This is a genomic window from Roseovarius pacificus (assembly GCF_900142665.1).
Lineage (GTDB): Bacteria > Pseudomonadota > Alphaproteobacteria > Rhodobacterales > Rhodobacteraceae > Roseovarius > Roseovarius pacificus.
In genome coordinates this window covers 20,969-36,850 of the sequence record NZ_FRBR01000002.1, presented here as the reverse complement: position 1 = coordinate 36,850, position 15,882 = coordinate 20,969, and the positions used below count along the sequence as shown (strand labels likewise).

Sequence of the window (15,882 nt, the reverse complement as noted above, 5' to 3'; positions counted from 1 at the left end):
GAACGCCCAGTTGGGGTTTCACGGATACGCGACAGGTTCGGCTGATTCAGCGGACCGCCTGACGTTCGCCTGAGAGGAACGCATGGCAGACGCGAACGCACCAGACCGCCGCCGAAATGGCGAACCTTGAAGCATGTCCGTTCTCCGCGGGCGTTCAGTGGCGTGGTGACAAATCCACGCCGTCAACTGAAACGACGGAGGCGAAACATGCTCTATCCCACCTACACACGTCGCAGCGATCCGTTTGCGCTGATGCGCTCGATGCTGCGCGATTTTGACAGGACCTCTCCTGGCCGCGTGACCCAGCCCGTTTTCCCCGCCGTGAACGTCTGGCAGGGCGACGAGGCAGTCGCGATCACTGCAGAACTCCCTGGCGTTGACCCGGCCGACATCGACATTTCCGTGAAGGAAAATGTCCTGACGCTCTCTGGCGAGCGCAAGGCGCCCGAAATTCCGGAAGGCGGCCGCTGGCACCGCAACGAACGCGGCTTTGGCAAGTTCGCTCGTTCGGTTCGGCTGCCGTTCGTGGCCGCGGAGGACAAGGTCGAGGCGCGGATGACCAACGGTGTGCTGCGCATCGTGATCGGCCGTCCCGAAGAGGACAAGCCGCGAAAAATCGAGATCAAGGCTGCGTAAGAGGAGGACCGATCCATGACCAACGATGTGACACATACTGCCGACAAGACCCCGGCCGAGACACCGGAAACCACCACCGGCCGTCGTATCTACAGGCCGCTGACCGACATCGTCGAAACGACTGACGGGGTGACGCTGATGCTCGAGATGCCGGGCGTCGCCGCCGAAGACGTGGATATCACGCTCGAAAAGCGCGTGTTGACGATCCGAGGTAAGGTCCATGCCACGCAGCCCGAGAAGCTGCAATTGGCCTATGCCGAATACGGCGAGGGCGATTTCGAGCGAGCCTTCACCATGTCCGACGACTTCGACCCCGACAAGATCGGCGCGCAGGTCTCGAACGGTGTGTTGACCCTGACGCTGCCGCGCGCAGCGGAAGCCCAACCCAAAAAGATCACGGTAACGGCTTCGTAAACCCGACATGTCGCACCCAAAAGAAGAAAGGAGAACTCACATGCAGATCAAGGACCTGATCCCTTGGGCGCGGAAGGATCATGCGCCCGACCCGAAAAGTGATGACCAGAACCCCATCGCCACCCTTCAGCGCGACATGAACCGTGTGTTTGAAGGCTTCTGGAACCGCGTCGGCGATTTCGACTGGACCTGGGGAGGCGGCGAGGCGAAATCCGACGTGGTCGAGACCGAAGATCACGTGGAGGTATCGATCGAACTGCCCGGGATGGAAATGAAGGACATCGAGGTCACCGTGACCGACGACATGCTGACCATCAAGGGCGAGAAGAAGATCGAGCGGCAGGAGGAGAAGAAGGGCTATTATCTCTCCGAGCGCAGCTATGGCGCGATCTATCGCACGATCCCGCTACCGCCGGGAGTCGACGGTGAGAAGGCCGATGCCAGCTTCAAGAACGGCGTGCTGACGATCAAGCTGCCGCAGACCCCGGAGGCGCAGGCCAAGGTCAAGCGCATCGAGGTGAAAAACGCCTGATGCCAAATGGCGTGCCGGCGGCACTGTGCCGTCGGCACGACGACCTACACTTCTCCAGTCTTGGACGGCTAAATCCAATCGGGAGAGAGCGATGCAGGTCCGGTTGGAACTTAAGGCAGTTGCCCGGGACTGGTCTTCCGCAAAAGTACTTCCTAGCAGTTCACATAGCTAAAATGGACGAACGATCTCGTCAAAAGCACGGCACCAGAACCCTGCACGATCGAGTGCGAGACCCACCTATGGGGGCATCGAGCGGTTGACACACGATGAAAAGGAGAGCACGTGACATTGAGTTTCGGCACCTGCGGTGCTTCGTTAATGCAGCCGATCATGGAAGTTTCCGAAAAGCTGGAAGCACGATGGGTGTCCAGCAGTCATCAATCAGTCGATGCATCTGCGATCTCGAAGATCGCCTCGGAACATCCTTGTTCCACCGTCATCGAAGCGGTGTGACCCTAAACCGCGCCGGGCAACAATTTCTACCTCGCGCACGTCAGATAATTCGCGGGCTTGATGAGAGCTTGCACGCGATGGCGGCACTTGGCAGATCGGAAAACGGCCGTATAAGAGTCGGCATTTATTCATCGATTGCCTCGGGCTTTCTGGCCGAATTGCTGCGCTCCTTCGGGGAGCAGCAAAATCATGTGCAGATCGAATTGATCGATGGAAACCCGGAAGAACACGTCGCTGCCATTCGCGGGCTCAAACTCGACGTCGCTTTCCTAACCGGAACCCGAACCTGGCAAGATTGCGACAGCGCATTGATGTGGTCGGAAGGTGTTTTCGTTGTCCTGCCTGAACGCCATGAGTTAGCCATCCGGACAGCAGTCGACTGGCGCGAGCTTAGCGGCGAGGCTTTCATGGTCAGCGAAACAGCGCCGGGCCAAGAGATCTATGACATCTGGTGAGGAAGCTGGCAGAGCTCAGTTGGCACCCTGACATACATGTGCAGTCCGTAAGTCGAGATAACCTGCTGTCATTGGTTGCCATTGGGCGAGGTTTGACCGTGGTCAGCGAGGCAATGACAGTGACGACCCATCCGGGAGTGGTCTTTCGACCGATCAAGGGCGAGCGCCTTCCATTTTCTGCAATCTGGTCGCCGAATAACGACAACCCCGCGTTCAGGCGTCTTCTGAGCATGGCGAGGACAAAAGCAGGGGGGGAAAGAAGCGCGGCTATCAGTGAGCACCTCTGTGGATTTGAGCCGCACGCCGCGCCTTCGCAAACCCGCGATCCGTGGCCATGAACCGCTCCAGCATCGGCACGATCAGCCGGAAAGGGTCGGCGGCGGCCTGGCCGCTATCACGGGCGAGGATTTCGGCATAGGCGACCAGATCACAATGAACGGACGCGGGCAATTCCACAGTCACCTTAACCGGCTTGTCATCGGGCAGAGGTCCAAGCTTGAGTTTCGACATGATCAATCTCCTGCGGGTTCGAATACCAGATCGCGGGTGACGATGATCCTGACCGGGAATCCCGGACGGATGGTCAGTGTCGGCGCGACCTGCAACTGACGCTCGACGATCTGCTGGCCGGCCTGGTTAATTGTATCCACCGCGCCATCGCGGATCGCCTCGACCAGACGGTCTTCATCATCGGTGGCGAGGTCCGCGCCGATCGCGAGCAGCGTGGACAGACCCGCCGCGCGCATCAGATCCCACCAGTGATAGTCCACGCCATCTTCGAGGCCGGCATAGCCGCTCGCATCCGCGCCTGGCAGACGTTCGAGAACGATGGATCGGCCACCGGGAAGGATCAGGCGGTTCCAGACCAACAGCACGCGGCGTTGGCCGAACGTCACTCCGTCATCGTATTGGCCGATGATGCGGGTTCCTTGTGGGATCAATAGCAGTGATCCGGTCGGGCTGTCATAGACATTCTCGGTGACCTGCGCGGTGATCTGCCCCGGGAGATCGGAGCGAATGCCGGTGATGAGCGCGGCCGGAATCACAGCTCCCGCCTGAAGGATGTACGGCGAGGCTGGCGGCTGAATGCGATCCGATGCGACGGTCTGCCGATCCACCTGATCGTTGAGGAAAGCCGTATGCCGGTTCCCCTCAGTTTGCTCGGAGCCCCCCAGGCCCGGAAGGTTCACGCCGACCCCGGCCGTCGTTGCCCTGCCAGATGCCGTCTGGAAGAAGACACCGCTCAGACGCGCGGTTTCCTCCTCTGCCCTGCGGCGCTCCGCTTCCGGATCGACGGTCGGGCCGACAATCGGCGGCGGGGTCACGGGCACTCCCCGCTCCTGCGCGTCGAGGATCGGCCGCCCGAGGTCACCGGGCAGTGCGGGTCCCAGAACCGGTCCGGTATAGTCGGAGGGCAACCCTTCCAGGCCGTCCGCGGCCGGTCGGTTGTCGATGGAATAGAGTTCTCCGCCTCCCGGCCCGGCCTCACGGGTCTGGAGCGCATAGATCATAGCACCCCCGATGCCGAACAGCGCGAGAGCTCCGGCACCGGCCAGAACCTTGCGCGACAGCCTGGTCACGCGCGGCGGATCGGGACGCAGACGCATCGGAGCTGCAGGATCGGTGTCACTCATGACGCCCCTCCCCTTCGCGCATCCCCCTCAGGTTGCGCATTCGCCTCGCGCTCCTCCATGCGCACGATCCGGACCACCTGCTGGCGGCCTCCTGCCCCCAGCCGAAGCTCGGCGGCGCCGAAGAGGCGATCCACGATCAGCACGTTCCGGTGAATGCGGCTGTTGACGATCTGCGGGTCTCCGTCGGCGCCGAGCACGAAAAGCGGCGGCATCTCGCCCTGCGCGATGCCAGCCGGGAAGACGACATAGACACGGCGGCCGTCGTCGAAGACGGAAACCGGGCGCCAGGGCGGACTCTCACCCTGAATCTGCAAGCCGTAACGATGATTGCGGGCCGATGGTGCCGGGATGGTCGGCGCGGTTGCCACGGCCTGTTGCCCACCACGCGGCGCTGCCGGATAGGCCCAGGCGACCGAGGGCATGTAGAGCGCCTCGCGTGCACGCAGCTCGATCGTATACACCCGCCTGTCAGTGCTGATCACCAGATTGGTCGAGATGTCGTCCCGCGTCGGTTTGACGAGGATGTGGACGCGGGCGGTGGATCCGGACCCGCTCTCCGTGTCGCCGATGATCCAGCGCGTGGTATCCCCCGCGGCGATCGGGCCCGCGCCGGTCAGGCGCTCGCCCGGCTCCAATGCGATGTTGGTGATCTGACCCGGCGCGGCATAGACCTGATAGAGGGCGCCTTCCGACCAGGGATAGATCTGGATCGCATTGTAATAGCCCTCGCGGCGCGGTTCGATCCGGGCGGCGGCATTGGCGTTTTCAATACGTCCGGTCGGTGTGCCTGCCGCCGCTCCGCCATGCGCCACTGTCCAGACCGGCGGCGTGTGCAAGGGCCGAGGGCGTTCCTCGGCAGCCGAGGCGGGCGGATTGGGCAGCGGCGGCACGGACTCGTCGTAGCTGAATTCCGGTACCGGGTTACTGGCGCACCCCGCCAGCATGGATGCGGATAGCAGCAGGGCCACCAACGCAGGCGCACCGACCATCGGAGACTTGGTCTCAAAGAAACGCTGTTCAGTCATTGGCTCATCTCCCGCGACCAGGAGATCGCATTGACGTAGATACCGAGGGGATTGGCGCGCAGGCGCTCGGCGCTGCGCGGCGTCTGGATCACGACGGTCAGGATCGCGGTCCAGCGCTCGGTCGTGGAAAGCTGGCCGTTCTCGTAGTGGCGCTCGGTCCAGGCGACGCGGAAAGATCCCGGCGAGGCCCGAATGACAGAGGACACCTCGACGGCGATCTGTTGACGACCGACGCGTGCGAACGGATCGTTGGCGCGGGCGAAGTCGTTGAGAGCGGCCGCGCCTCGATCCGTGGTGAACTCATAGGCGCGCAGCCAGTTCTGCCGCACGATGATCGGATCGGCCGGAATCGATCGGACCTGTTCGATGAAGCGGCCGAGATGGAAGGCGATCTGCGGATCGGTTGGTTCGTAATCGGCGGAGGCTGGCGCGACCGCCTGGGCCTCGCCGAGCGCATCGACCTGAACGACCCAGGGCACTACCGTGCCGCGTGCGGATTGCCAGACCAGGGCGCCAGCAAAACCCGCCGCAAGGATCAGGCTACCGAAAGCCATGTACCGCCAGTTGCGGGCCTGAACGCGGGCGGAACCGATGCGCTCGTCCCAGACCTGCGCGGCCCTCTGGTAGGGCGTCTCTGGCTGAGGTGTCTTGCCATAATGCGTGGCGGAACGCCTGAAGAGGTTCATGAGCGATCCCTTTCGGAGAGATTGACGGAGGAGGCCGAGCCATGGCTGTCGCCCGACCGGACGGCATGGGCGGCGGCGCGCACCCCGTGGCTCACGGCCTGGCTATGGCGCATGCGCTTCGCCCAGGCTGGCGGGCCATCGGAGGCGGACGGGCCGGAGCTGCCAGGCTCGGATGCCGCGCTGCCGACCGTGCCCATCGAGGTGGTTCCGCCCGTCGCCGCAACACCGCCCTTGACGCCCTCGGCGTAGCTGGACTGGATGCCGCCCGCCGCGCGAGAGGAGGCCTTCTTGAGTGGTGATGCCGCGGCAGCGGCCCCGGCGCGGGCCACACCAGCCAACCCGCCGGAGAGACCACCTCCGCCCATCGAGCCGAGCGTGTAGGCGCTCGAGGCAGCGCCCGCCGCGGTGGCGCCGCCGCGTGCGAGGGCGGCACCACCGGAGAGCGCGGACCCGGCTCCGCGTGCTGCCAGCATGCTCGCCCCTCCGGCCCCGATCGCAGCGCCACCAACGGCAAGGCCGGTGCCTATGGCCGCCCCCGCGCTGAGTTGCGGCCCGCCGGACACCAGACCCGAGGCGATGCCGGGGCCGAAGATACCAAGGCCCAGCAGAGACAGGGCAGCCAGAACAATCGCCATGGCATCATCGATGGTCGGCGTCACGCCGCCGAAGCCTGCGGTGAACTGACCGAAGAGCGTCGATCCGATGCCGATGATCACGGCGAGGACCAGAACCTTGATGCCGGACGAGATGACGTTGCCAAGCACGCGCTCGGCCATGAAGGCGGTCTTGCCGAAGAGGCCGAAGGGGATCAGCACGAAGCCCGCGAGAGTCGTGAGCTTGAACTCGATCAGGGTAACGAAGAGCTGAACCGCAAGGATGAAGAAGGCGAGGATCACCAGCGCCCAGGCGAAGAACAGGCAGAGGATCTGGACGAGGTTCTCGAAGACCGCGACCCAGCCCATCAGATCGGAGATGCTCTCGAGCAGCGGTCGTCCGGCCTCGAGCCCGGTCTGGGCCACGCGGCCGGGGCGCAGAAGATCGGCGGCGGAAAACCCGGTGCCCGAGGCCATCAGACCGAGGCCCGCGAAGCTCTCGAAGACGATGCGGGCGAGGTTGTTCCAGTTGGAGATGATATAGGCGAAGACCCCGACGAAGAGCGTCTTCTTCACCAGCCGGGCGATGATGTCGTCATCGGCGCCCCAGGCCCAGAACAAGGCCGCCAGCGTCACGTCGATCACGATCAGCGTGGTGGCTATGAAGGCCACCTCGCCGCCGAGCAGCCCAAACCCGCTGTCGATATAGCTGGTGAAGATGCCCAGAAAGTTGTCGATGACGCCGGTTCCACCCATGGCTCACTGATCTCCCGGACGCTGCGGCGCTTCGTGTGCAGGCGTCCGACCGAGGAACCGGTCACGGCTCTCGGCCCAGGCGGCTAGGCAATCGGCATTGCTGGAAGAGGCCTCGCCAAGCTGCTGGCACCGGCGCAGCGTCGCGCGGAGAGGATCGGTAGACGGCTGGAGCGCGGGCGCGGTGCTGGCCGGCACGGGAGCTTCCTCGCGTGTCATCTCGATCACCGTGGCTGTGATCGCGATCGCCACGAACGCGATGGCCGCGATCCGGGCCAGCACCTTCCCCTCCATCGTCGCCCCTCCCGGCCTCAGTTGAACATCTGCGCATTGCCGGGCTGGTAGCCCGAGCCCGGCGTCAGGAAGCGCTCGCGCTGGATGCGGCCCTGTTCGGCGGCGGTGGCACGCTCGGCCTCGGTCAGCGCGTTGGCGCGGCCGTTTGCCGAGATCACCGCGATCAGGTCGGAGAGCTGCTGCGATTGCAGTGCAAGGAGCTGATTACCTGCCTGCGTGGCCTGCAGAGCACCGACCGCATTCTGGCTCTGCCCCACAAGCGCGGACATCTCTGCGCGGTTGGCATCGATATTGCCGACGACACCTGCCTGCACGCGCATGGCATCCTGGAGGCCGCCGACGGTGTTCTCCCAACGGGACCGGGCCTCGGCGATCATTTGCTGGTCGGTCGCCGTCAGAGAAAGGTTGCCATAATCCTGCTGGAACATCTGGTCGATGCTCTGCACATCGAAGGCGACGTTCTGCGCCTGGGCCAGGAGTTGTTGCGTGCGGCTGACGTTCTGCTGGATCTGCTGGAGCGCGGAATACGGCAGGTTGGCGAGATTGCGCGCCTGGTTGATCAGCATCTGCGCTTCGTTCTGGAGCTGTGCGATCTGGTTGTTGATCTGCTCCAAAGCGCGCGCCGCCGTCAGGAGATTCTCGGCATGGTTGGTCGGGTCGTAGACGATGAATGGCCCGCCGCCGATACCGAAGAACGCGTGCGCGGGCGGCGCTGCGATGGGCGACATGGCGATGGGCATCGCCAGCGCGAGGGCAAGCAGCGACGTGCCAGCGGACCGAAACGTAATCTTGCGTGTCATGGTGTGACTTCCTCTTCTTCAAGGTCGATGTCGGCGTCCTCAACAACAGCGGTGGCCTGAGAAACCCCCTCTGCGTCGATGGCGAGATTGGTGAGGTCGGGGATCAGCTCGGCGGCCCAATCGAGGCCATGTGCTTTCAGCCAGGCGACGAGGAACCCGTCTCGGCCGTGCTCAGCGCAGATCTCGGCGATCAGCGCCTGATCCGATTTGGCGGAAGCCGCGCAGAGCGCGAGCCCAACGTCGCTGAGACCCAGCTCGAACAGCCGGTTGCCGCGCCGCGACTGGCAGTAGTAGTCGCGCTTGGGCGTAGCACGTGCGAGGATCTCGATCTGCCGGTCATTGAGGCCGAAGCGGCGATAGATGGCCATGATTTGAGGCTCGATAGCCCGCTCGTTCGGCAGCAGGAGTCGCGTCGGGCAGCTTTCGATGATCGCAGGCGCGATGGCGCTGCCGTCGATGTCGCTGAGGCTCTGCGTCGCGAAGATCACCGAGGCGTTCTTCTTCCTCAGCGTCTTCAGCCACTCGCGGAGCTGCTCCGCGAATGCATCGTCATCGAGCGCCAGCCAGCCCTCGTCGATGATGAGCAGCGTGGGTCGTCCGTCGAACCGATCACCGATCCGGTGGAACAGGTAAGAGAGGACGGCGGGCGCCGCGCCGGTTCCCACCAGCCCCTCGATCTCGAAGGCCTGCACATCCGCCGATCCCAGCCGTTCGGTCTCGGCATCGAGCAGCCGGCCATAGGGTCCACCCACGCAGTATGCGCGGAGTGCCTGCTTCAGATCGTTGGACTGCAGCAGGACCGCCAAGCCGGTCATGGTCCGCTCGCCCACAGGGGCCGAGGCCAGCGAGGTCAGTGCCGTCCAGATATGTTCCTTCACATCGGGCGTGATCTGGATGTTCTCGCGCGTGAGGATCGCGACAATCCAGTCAGCCGCCCAGGCGCGCTCGGAGGTCTCGTGGATACAGGCCAGCGGCTGTAGCGATACGGAGGTGTCGGCCGCGTCGGTCAGCTCTCCGCCGAGGTCATGCCAGTCACCGCCCATGGAAAGCGCGGTGGCGCGGATCGAGCCGCCGAAGTCGAAGGCGAAGACCTGGCTGCGCGGATACCGCCGGAACTGAAGCGCCATCAGCGCCAGCAACACGGATTTGCCCGCGCCGGTCGGGCCGACGACCAGGGTGTGCCCGACATCCCCGACATGCAGAGAAAACCGGAACGGGGTGGAGCCTTCGGTCCTGGCGTAGAGCAACGGAGCGTCGCCGAAATGCTCATCCTTTTCCGGCCCCGCCCAGACCGCCGAGAGCGGGATCATATGGGCGAGATTCAATGTGCTGATCGGTGGCTGGCGGACATTGGCATAGGCATGGCCGGGCAGACTTCCGAGCCAGGCATCGACGGCGTTGACCGTCTCGACCATGACGCTGAAATCGCGGGACTGGACGATCTTCTCGACCAGCCGCAGTTTCTCGTCAGCGCGGCGGACGTCCTCGTCCCAGACCGTGATCGTGGCCGTGACATAGGCCATGCCTGCCACATCAGCGCCGAGTTCCTGCAGGGCCATGTCCGCATCAGCGGCCTTGTTCGCAGCATCGGTATCGACCAGCGCGGATTGCTCGTTGGTCATCACCTCCTTGAGGATCGCAGCGATGGACTTACGCTTGGCAAACCACTGGCGGCGTATCCGGGTCAGCAGCTTCGTCGCATCCAGCTTGTCCATGAGAATGGCCCGGGTTGACCAGCGATAGGGAAAGGCCAGGCGGTTCAACTCGTCGAGCAGGCCCGGGGTCGTGGCGCCGGGAAAGCCGGTGATCGTCAGGACGCGGAGATGATGATTGCCCAGGCGCGGCTCCAGCCCACCGGCCAGCGGCTGGTCGGGCAAGAGAGCGTCGAGATAGACCGGCACCTCGGGCACGCGCACGCGATGCCGGTTGGTCGAAATCGTTGAATGCAGGTAGGTCAGCGTAGCCGTGTCATCGAGCCAGTGGCAGTCCGGCATGAAACCGTCGAGCAGCGCCAGCACGCGATCGGTACGGTCGATGAAGCCGTGCACCTGTTCCCAGGGGTTCACGCCCGAGGTTTCGCGGCCCTCGTAGAGCCAGGATTCTGAGCGTGCCGCGTCCTCGGCAGGCGGAAGCCAGAGGAGCGTCAGGAAATAGCCGGATACGAAATGGCTCCCCTCCTCCTCGAAATCGGCCTTGCGCTCGGCATCGACCAGCGCGGAAGCCGCATCCGGGAAGATGCTTACCGGATAGGTCGCGGCCTCAGAGCGCTGTGCTTCCACGAAGATCGCCCACCCGGAACCGAGGCGGCGGAAAGCGTTGTTCAGTCGCCCGGCGACCGCAACCAGTTCGGCCGCAACGGCACTGTCGAGATCAGGCCCCCGAAACTTCGCCGTCCTCTGAAACGAGCCGTCCTTGTTGAGGACCACGCCCTCCCCGACCAGCGCCACCCAGGGCAGGTAATCGGCGAGGCGCGAGGCGGTGCGGCGGTATTCTGCGAGATTCATCATGGGAGTTCACACCGAGAGATGACCGGGAATGCGCAAATGGCGGCGCGCAACCTCGACGAAGAGCGGATCGCGCCTGGCCGCCCAGACGGCGGCGATGTGGCCGACGGCCCAGATCAGGATCCCGACCAGCCAGAGCTGAAGCCCGAGGCCGACCGCACCGGCGAGCGTGCCATTGAGGATGGCAACCGAGCGCGGTGCGCCGCCGAGCAGGATCGGCTCGGTCAGCGCGCGGTGGACCGGCACGCTGAACCCCGGCACAGCGTCGAGGGCCTCGAAACCCACCGCCATCAGATCAGCGCTCCGCCACCGAAGCTGAAGAAGCTCAGGAAGAAGGACGAGGCCGCAAAGGCGATGGAAATCCCGAAGACGATCTGGATCAGCCGCCGGAACCCGCCGCCGGTATCGCCGAAGGCCAGCGTCAGACCGGTGACGATGATGATGATCACCGCCACGATCTTGGCCACCGGCCCCTCGACGGAGTCGAGAATGGATTGCAGAGGCGCTTCCCAAGGCATGGAGGACCCGGAGGCGTGGGCAGCCGGGGCGATGAACAGGCTGACATAGGTGGCGGTGGCCGCGGTGGCGATGTGGCGGCGAATTCGCAGGGCGTGACGGATCATTCGAGGTCTCCTGGTTCGTGAGTGGTGGGTTCTGAAATGACAGGTGAAATCCGGTAGTCGCCGTCCGGCCCGAGGCCCTTGACGCGGGCGAGTTCGGCCAGACGACGTGCGGAGCCGCGTCCGGACAGGACGGCCACGAGGTCGATGGTCTCCGCGATCATGGCGCGGGGCACGGTAACGACGGCTTCCTGGATGAGCTGCTCGAGACGGCGCAGCGCGCCAATCCCGGAACCGGCATGGATGGTGCCGATCCCGCCCGGATGGCCGGTGCCCCAGGCCTTGAGCAGGTCCAGTGCCTCGGCGCCACGCACCTCACCGATCGGAATACGATCGGGGCGCAGACGCAGCGAGGACCGCACCAGATCGGACAGGCTGGCAACACCGTCCTTGGTGCGCATCGCCACGAGATTCGGCGCGGCGCATTGCAGTTCCCGGGTGTCCTCAATGATCACGACGCGATCGGAGGTCTTGGCCACCTCGGCGAGCAGCGCATTGGTCAGCGTGGTCTTGCCGGTCGAGGTGCCCCCCGCCACCAGGATATTGGCACGGGTCGCAACCGCGTGGCGCAGCACCTCGGCCTGCAGCGGAGTCATGATCCCGGCGGCGACGTAGTCCTCGAGTGTGAACACAGCGACAGCGGGCTTGCGAATGGCGAATGCGGGGGCAGCCACGATGGGAGGCAGCAGCCCCTCGAAGCGCTCGCCTGTTTCCGGGAGCTCTGCAGAGACGCGCGGTGACAGGCCATGAACTTCAACGCCAACATGGTGCGCGACCAGTCGTACGATGCGCTCACCGTCGGCTGCGCTCAGCGTCTTGCCGCTGTCGGCCAGCCCCTCGGAAAGTCGGTCGACCCAGAGCCGCCCATCGGGGTTGAGCATCACCTCGACGGTCATGGGATCGTCCAGAAACCCGGCGATCGCCGGCCCGAGCGCGGTGCGCAGCATCCGCGCGCCTCTCCGGATCACCTCTGGTCTCTGATCTGCCTTCGCCATGCCGGCCCCGTTCCTTACCGGCGCCTCCAACTGGCGGCCCTGGATCGGGGTCGATTAAGAAAGCCGTAGATGCCTACGGCTCAACAGGTTTCTGAGGGGTGTAGTAGCGTGGCGTGTAAAGACAGGAAAACGGCGGAACTTGCCCGGCCTCACTCGCAGCCTTGCTAAGCCGCTCGATATCCAATCTGGCCGCGTCACCATATTCGACCAGAAAATCGTAACTGTCGGTGCGCAGACGAACCATCATTGCCAAAGTGCGTGAAATCGCCCAGATTGTTCCTGCCCGCCCTAAGCCAGCGATCTATAAAAACTGCACCTTTGCTGGACATGCAATTTCCCGTGATCCGCTATGGTACCTATTAGGCTGTCATATGATGTTGATCGAACCTCATCGTTTCACCCCTTACGAGGCTGGTCGCACTACGTCAGTCACCCTACCGGGACAGCATCGTAGTACTCATGTCGATGTTCTTCGGATCTCACCGGGACTGGTATTGGCGCACAGCCATTTTTCGTCCGCTCAGCGGCATAGCGGGGACATACGGCGTCCCGAAGACCAGGTAATCCTAACCTTCAATTTTTCCGGACGAATGCTGTTGGTCGACCCGCGCGGACATGCGCATGAGATCAGCGGTGGGCAGGCGTGGCTGATCCGATCCGGCGGCATGCAACTGAAACGGATCGTGGAAAAGGGTGAAGGCTGTTCGAACCTTGTCATCGCCCTGAACGCCTCCCGATTGAGCCCGGCGCTGGCCAACATGCTCGGGCACAACCTGCCTGGCCCGATGCGGGTCCGGCGTCTGAATCTGCCAGTTCCGGGTCGCGCGATGCTCACTGCTTTGCTCGACCAGAGAACCGATCCTGCAGCCATATTGCGCAAGGAGGGACAATGCCTTGCTCTATTGGGTCATGCGTTAGAGGAAGTTGCGGCCCATCCCCAGCAAGGTTCCGAGACACGCAATCCTTGCCTTTTGGTCGAAAGAATCTCGGCACTTCTCTGCGAACGGCTGGCCGAACCCATCACAATGACTGAGATTGAACATGAGTTTGGTCTGAGCAGTGTTACATTGAACCAACTCTTCCGAACCCGTACACGGGAAACCGTTTTCGAACATTTGCGCCGGTTGCGAATCGAAGCAGCCGAACGTCTGATTCGTCAGACAGATCGAAGTTTTACCGAAATCGCGGCAGACTGCGGTTTTTCCGATGCCAGTCATCTATCTAACGTATTCCGCAAGCGTTTCGGAACCACAGCAAGTGCATGGCGACGTGCCGGAAAACAAAATCAATAATCTCTTTTCGCAAATTCAAGAGTATTTTTGTCAGTTACAAGTTTTTGGCTGCCGGCCATGGCACGGACCTCTAACAAAGGAGGCCCCGATGTCCCGAACACCAAAGACCCGTGCGACGCTGCTCGTCATGACGACAGCCCTTACGACGACCGGCCTCATACCGGAACGCGCTATCGCGGATGATGACATCATCTATCTTGGCGAGATCACGATCTTCTCCAATTTCTGGGAAGAGCTCGCCCGCAAAGCCGCAGCGACAGCAACGGTACTGGACGAAGAAGACATGTCGCAATCGATCTCCCCAGATCTTGATGCCGTCACGGAAAAATCGGCCAATACAATCTTCCAGCGGGCGAATTCACAAGAGCGCCTGGTCGTGCGTGGCATGTCGGCATTCGACAACGCCTTGTCTGACCCAGTCGGCTATTCGGTAAACGGTGTTCCGCTACCAATGGGCACTATGCAACTGCCGCACTTTTTTGGTGTCGAGAATGTCACGCTGCTCAAAGGGCCGCAGGGCACCATATTCGGACGCAATTCCGAAGCCGGGCTCTTGACCTTCGAGACGATCGCGCCTGGCAGTCGCGAAGGCTGGGAAATAAACGTCGGGCTTTCCGGATCGGATGCCGGGGCCTCGCCTCTCGGAGCCAACGGGTCGATCCTGTGGTCCGGGCAAGCCACAAACGGTCCGGCCTTATCCTTCGGGCTGGAAGTCGCCCGAGATCCCGGCGTGATAAGCAATCCAGTCACAGGGGCGGATGACGGTGGAGAAAACCGACGCGTGACAGGCTTTCTGGGTCTCGAGTGGGACTTGCAGGACGGTGGCTACCTCAAGCTAACTACGATGGCCGAAGACCAGGATTTCAACAAGGAGCAGTTTCGCTATGTCTCCGGCCCGCTGGCAACCGACCGCTATGAAAGCGTGTATTCAGACCCTTCCTGGGAAAACCGCCGTATGAGTGTGACTGCACTGGAATATGGTACCAGTTTCGACGGATTCGACCTGACTGCGATCACCGGGTTCACCACGTTCGACCGGGAATTCGCACTGGATTTCGACAGTTCTTCACTGCCTCTCGGCGTTACCGAAATGGATATCGAGGACCGAGCCCTCTCACAGGACATCCGACTGACCTCAAACAGCGAAGGGCCGCTGAAATGGACGTTGGGTGTCAACGCTTTCACGCAGAACACCGATGCCGATTTCAATCTCGGCGCCATGTCGACCGACCGACACACCGAGATCGACCAATGGGGAGCCGGGCTCTATGGTTTCGCTGAATATGCATTCACAGACCGGTTCCGCATAGGGGCGGGCCTGCGGGTCGATTACGTCTCATCAAAGGCCTGGCAGAGGTTCTCTTCGCCGACCGCGAACCTGCGTTATGAAGGCAGCGACAGCTCGACCACTCTGCTCCCCAAGCTCACGCTCGCCTATGACGTGAGCGATGCGACCACGATCCACGCAAGCTATGCACGTGGCTATATGCCCGCAGGCTACAACTATGCTTTCGCCAACAGTGCCGATGGCCTGAGCTATGACGCTGAATACAGTTGGAATGCGGAACTCGGGGTAAAGCACGAATTTGCCAGCGGAGCAGCGCTTAGCCTTGTCGCCTTCCATACCACGGTCAAAGATAAGCAGATTACCGAGACAATCCCTGGCGCGGCTCAATATATATCGAATGCAGGCGAGGCGAAAAGCTACGGGATCGAGACAGAGTTCAACGCACCCCTGGCCCGGGGCTGGGAACTCACCGCCAATGCTGGCTGGCAGAGGGCACGGGCGACCTCGTTTCAGACCACGACGACGGACATATCTACAGGATCGGTGATGGCGGTCGACTGGTCAGGGAATGCCCTGCCGATGGCGCCGGATGTGACCTGGGGCCTTGCGCTCTCGCATGTCGGAGATATCTGGAGTGGAAAGATCAGCTTGCACGGATCGGGAAGCTACTGGTTCGACCCGGCAAACAGCCTGAAGCAAGAAGGCTTCATGACTGTGAATGCCGAGATTACCCGGCAGTTCGGAGGAGGCGAGCTTACTCTCTGGGCCAAGAACCTGTTTGACGAAGAATACTACAGCACTGCGGCTAACACGATCCGGGGCACCGTGGTCGAGGATGGCAGTCCCCGTACCGTCGGGCTGAATTGGAGGATGACTTGGTAATGTACAATATGCCTTCGGAGCGTCGG

The 15,882-nt window shown here is 62.8% G+C and carries 17 protein-coding genes and 1 pseudogene; 7 read left to right on the top strand and 11 right to left on the bottom strand.

What is annotated here, in order from left to right:
* Window positions 1-207 precede the first annotated feature (207 nt).
* From BUB53_RS05775 to BUB53_RS23130, 5 genes and pseudogenes are all read left to right on the top strand, one after another.
* Window positions 208-636, top strand: a complete 429-nt coding sequence (locus tag BUB53_RS05775) for an Hsp20/alpha crystallin family protein (protein ID WP_073033766.1) — start codon at window positions 208-210, stop codon at window positions 634-636.
* A 15-nt stretch (window positions 637-651) separates the two neighbouring features.
* Window positions 652-1,050 (top strand): Hsp20/alpha crystallin family protein, encoded by a 399-nt coding sequence (locus tag BUB53_RS05770; RefSeq protein WP_073033765.1) that lies wholly within the window; start codon window positions 652-654, stop codon window positions 1,048-1,050.
* 40 nt (window positions 1,051-1,090) lie between these two features.
* On the top strand, window positions 1,091-1,582 hold the full coding sequence (locus BUB53_RS05765) for an Hsp20/alpha crystallin family protein (protein ID WP_073033764.1): 492 nt from the start codon (window positions 1,091-1,093) through the stop codon (window positions 1,580-1,582).
* A 266-nt stretch (window positions 1,583-1,848) separates the two neighbouring features.
* Window positions 1,849-1,995: pseudogene (locus tag BUB53_RS23135) on the top strand (LysR family transcriptional regulator); the annotation flags it as partial.
* Window positions 1,996-2,112: 117 nt separating this feature from the next.
* A complete protein-coding gene (locus tag BUB53_RS23130) occupies window positions 2,113-2,490 on the top strand; it encodes a LysR family substrate-binding domain-containing protein (protein WP_229709504.1) in 378 nt (125 codons plus the stop codon).
* 270 nt (window positions 2,491-2,760) lie between these two features.
* Here BUB53_RS23130 and BUB53_RS05755 read toward each other — a convergent pair whose 3' ends face one another.
* The 11 genes from BUB53_RS05755 to trbB are packed head-to-tail and all read right to left on the bottom strand — an operon-like array spanning window position 2,761 to window position 12,346.
* Complete coding sequence (locus BUB53_RS05755; protein WP_073033763.1) at window positions 2,761-3,000, bottom strand: DUF2274 domain-containing protein; 240 nt, start codon at window positions 2,998-3,000, stop codon at window positions 2,761-2,763.
* A gap of 2 nt (window positions 3,001-3,002) precedes the next feature.
* Window positions 3,003-4,124, bottom strand: a complete 1,122-nt coding sequence (locus BUB53_RS05750) for a TraB/TrbI/VirB10 family type IV secretion system protein (protein WP_073033762.1) — start codon at window positions 4,122-4,124, stop codon at window positions 3,003-3,005.
* Window positions 4,121-5,149, bottom strand: a complete 1,029-nt coding sequence (gene trbG / locus BUB53_RS05745; protein ID WP_073033761.1) for a P-type conjugative transfer protein TrbG — start codon at window positions 5,147-5,149, stop codon at window positions 4,121-4,123. The genes BUB53_RS05750 and trbG overlap by 4 nt, the downstream gene beginning before the upstream one ends.
* The gene (trbF, locus tag BUB53_RS05740; RefSeq protein ID WP_073033760.1) at window positions 5,146-5,835 is read right to left on the bottom strand and encodes a conjugal transfer protein TrbF; all 690 of its coding nucleotides are present in this window, start codon (window positions 5,833-5,835) and stop codon (window positions 5,146-5,148) included. The genes trbG and trbF overlap by 4 nt, the downstream gene beginning before the upstream one ends.
* Window positions 5,832-7,184, bottom strand: coding sequence for a P-type conjugative transfer protein TrbL (trbL, locus tag BUB53_RS05735; RefSeq protein WP_073033759.1), 1,353 nt, complete (start codon window positions 7,182-7,184; stop codon window positions 5,832-5,834). The genes trbF and trbL overlap by 4 nt, the downstream gene beginning before the upstream one ends.
* A gap of 3 nt (window positions 7,185-7,187) precedes the next feature.
* A complete protein-coding gene (trbK-alt, locus tag BUB53_RS05730) occupies window positions 7,188-7,475 on the bottom strand; it encodes a putative entry exclusion protein TrbK-alt (protein ID WP_073033758.1) in 288 nt (95 codons plus the stop codon).
* Between the two features lie 17 nt (window positions 7,476-7,492).
* Window positions 7,493-8,275, bottom strand: a complete 783-nt coding sequence (gene trbJ, locus BUB53_RS05725) for a P-type conjugative transfer protein TrbJ (protein WP_073033757.1) — start codon at window positions 8,273-8,275, stop codon at window positions 7,493-7,495.
* Entirely contained in the window at window positions 8,272-10,782 is a 2,511-nt protein-coding gene (gene trbE / locus BUB53_RS05720; protein WP_073033756.1) for a conjugal transfer protein TrbE, read from the bottom strand. Before trbE ends, trbJ begins: the two co-directional genes overlap by 4 nt.
* A gap of 6 nt (window positions 10,783-10,788) precedes the next feature.
* Window positions 10,789-11,070 carry a VirB3 family type IV secretion system protein gene (locus tag BUB53_RS05715; protein ID WP_073033755.1) on the bottom strand — a complete coding sequence of 94 codons (282 nt, stop codon included), beginning with the start codon at window positions 11,068-11,070 and terminating at the stop codon, window positions 10,789-10,791.
* Complete coding sequence (locus BUB53_RS05710; RefSeq protein WP_009573785.1) at window positions 11,070-11,402, bottom strand: TrbC/VirB2 family type IV secretion system protein; 333 nt, start codon at window positions 11,400-11,402, stop codon at window positions 11,070-11,072. Before BUB53_RS05710 ends, BUB53_RS05715 begins: the two co-directional genes overlap by 1 nt.
* On the bottom strand, window positions 11,399-12,346 hold the full coding sequence (gene trbB / locus BUB53_RS05705) for a P-type conjugative transfer ATPase TrbB (protein ID WP_444544461.1): 948 nt from the start codon (window positions 12,344-12,346) through the stop codon (window positions 11,399-11,401). Before trbB ends, BUB53_RS05710 begins: the two co-directional genes overlap by 4 nt.
* A gap of 419 nt (window positions 12,347-12,765) precedes the next feature.
* Between trbB and BUB53_RS05700 the strand changes: the two genes are divergently transcribed.
* Together BUB53_RS05700 and BUB53_RS05695 are read left to right on the top strand one after the other, a co-directional pair.
* Window positions 12,766-13,686 (top strand): helix-turn-helix domain-containing protein, encoded by a 921-nt coding sequence (locus tag BUB53_RS05700; RefSeq protein WP_011747803.1) that lies wholly within the window; start codon window positions 12,766-12,768, stop codon window positions 13,684-13,686.
* Window positions 13,601-15,856: a TonB-dependent receptor gene (locus BUB53_RS05695; RefSeq protein WP_229709496.1), complete on the top strand. Its 2,256-nt coding sequence runs from the start codon at window positions 13,601-13,603 to the stop codon at window positions 15,854-15,856. The genes BUB53_RS05700 and BUB53_RS05695 overlap by 86 nt, the downstream gene beginning before the upstream one ends.
* The last annotated feature ends 26 nt before the right edge of the window (window positions 15,857-15,882 follow it).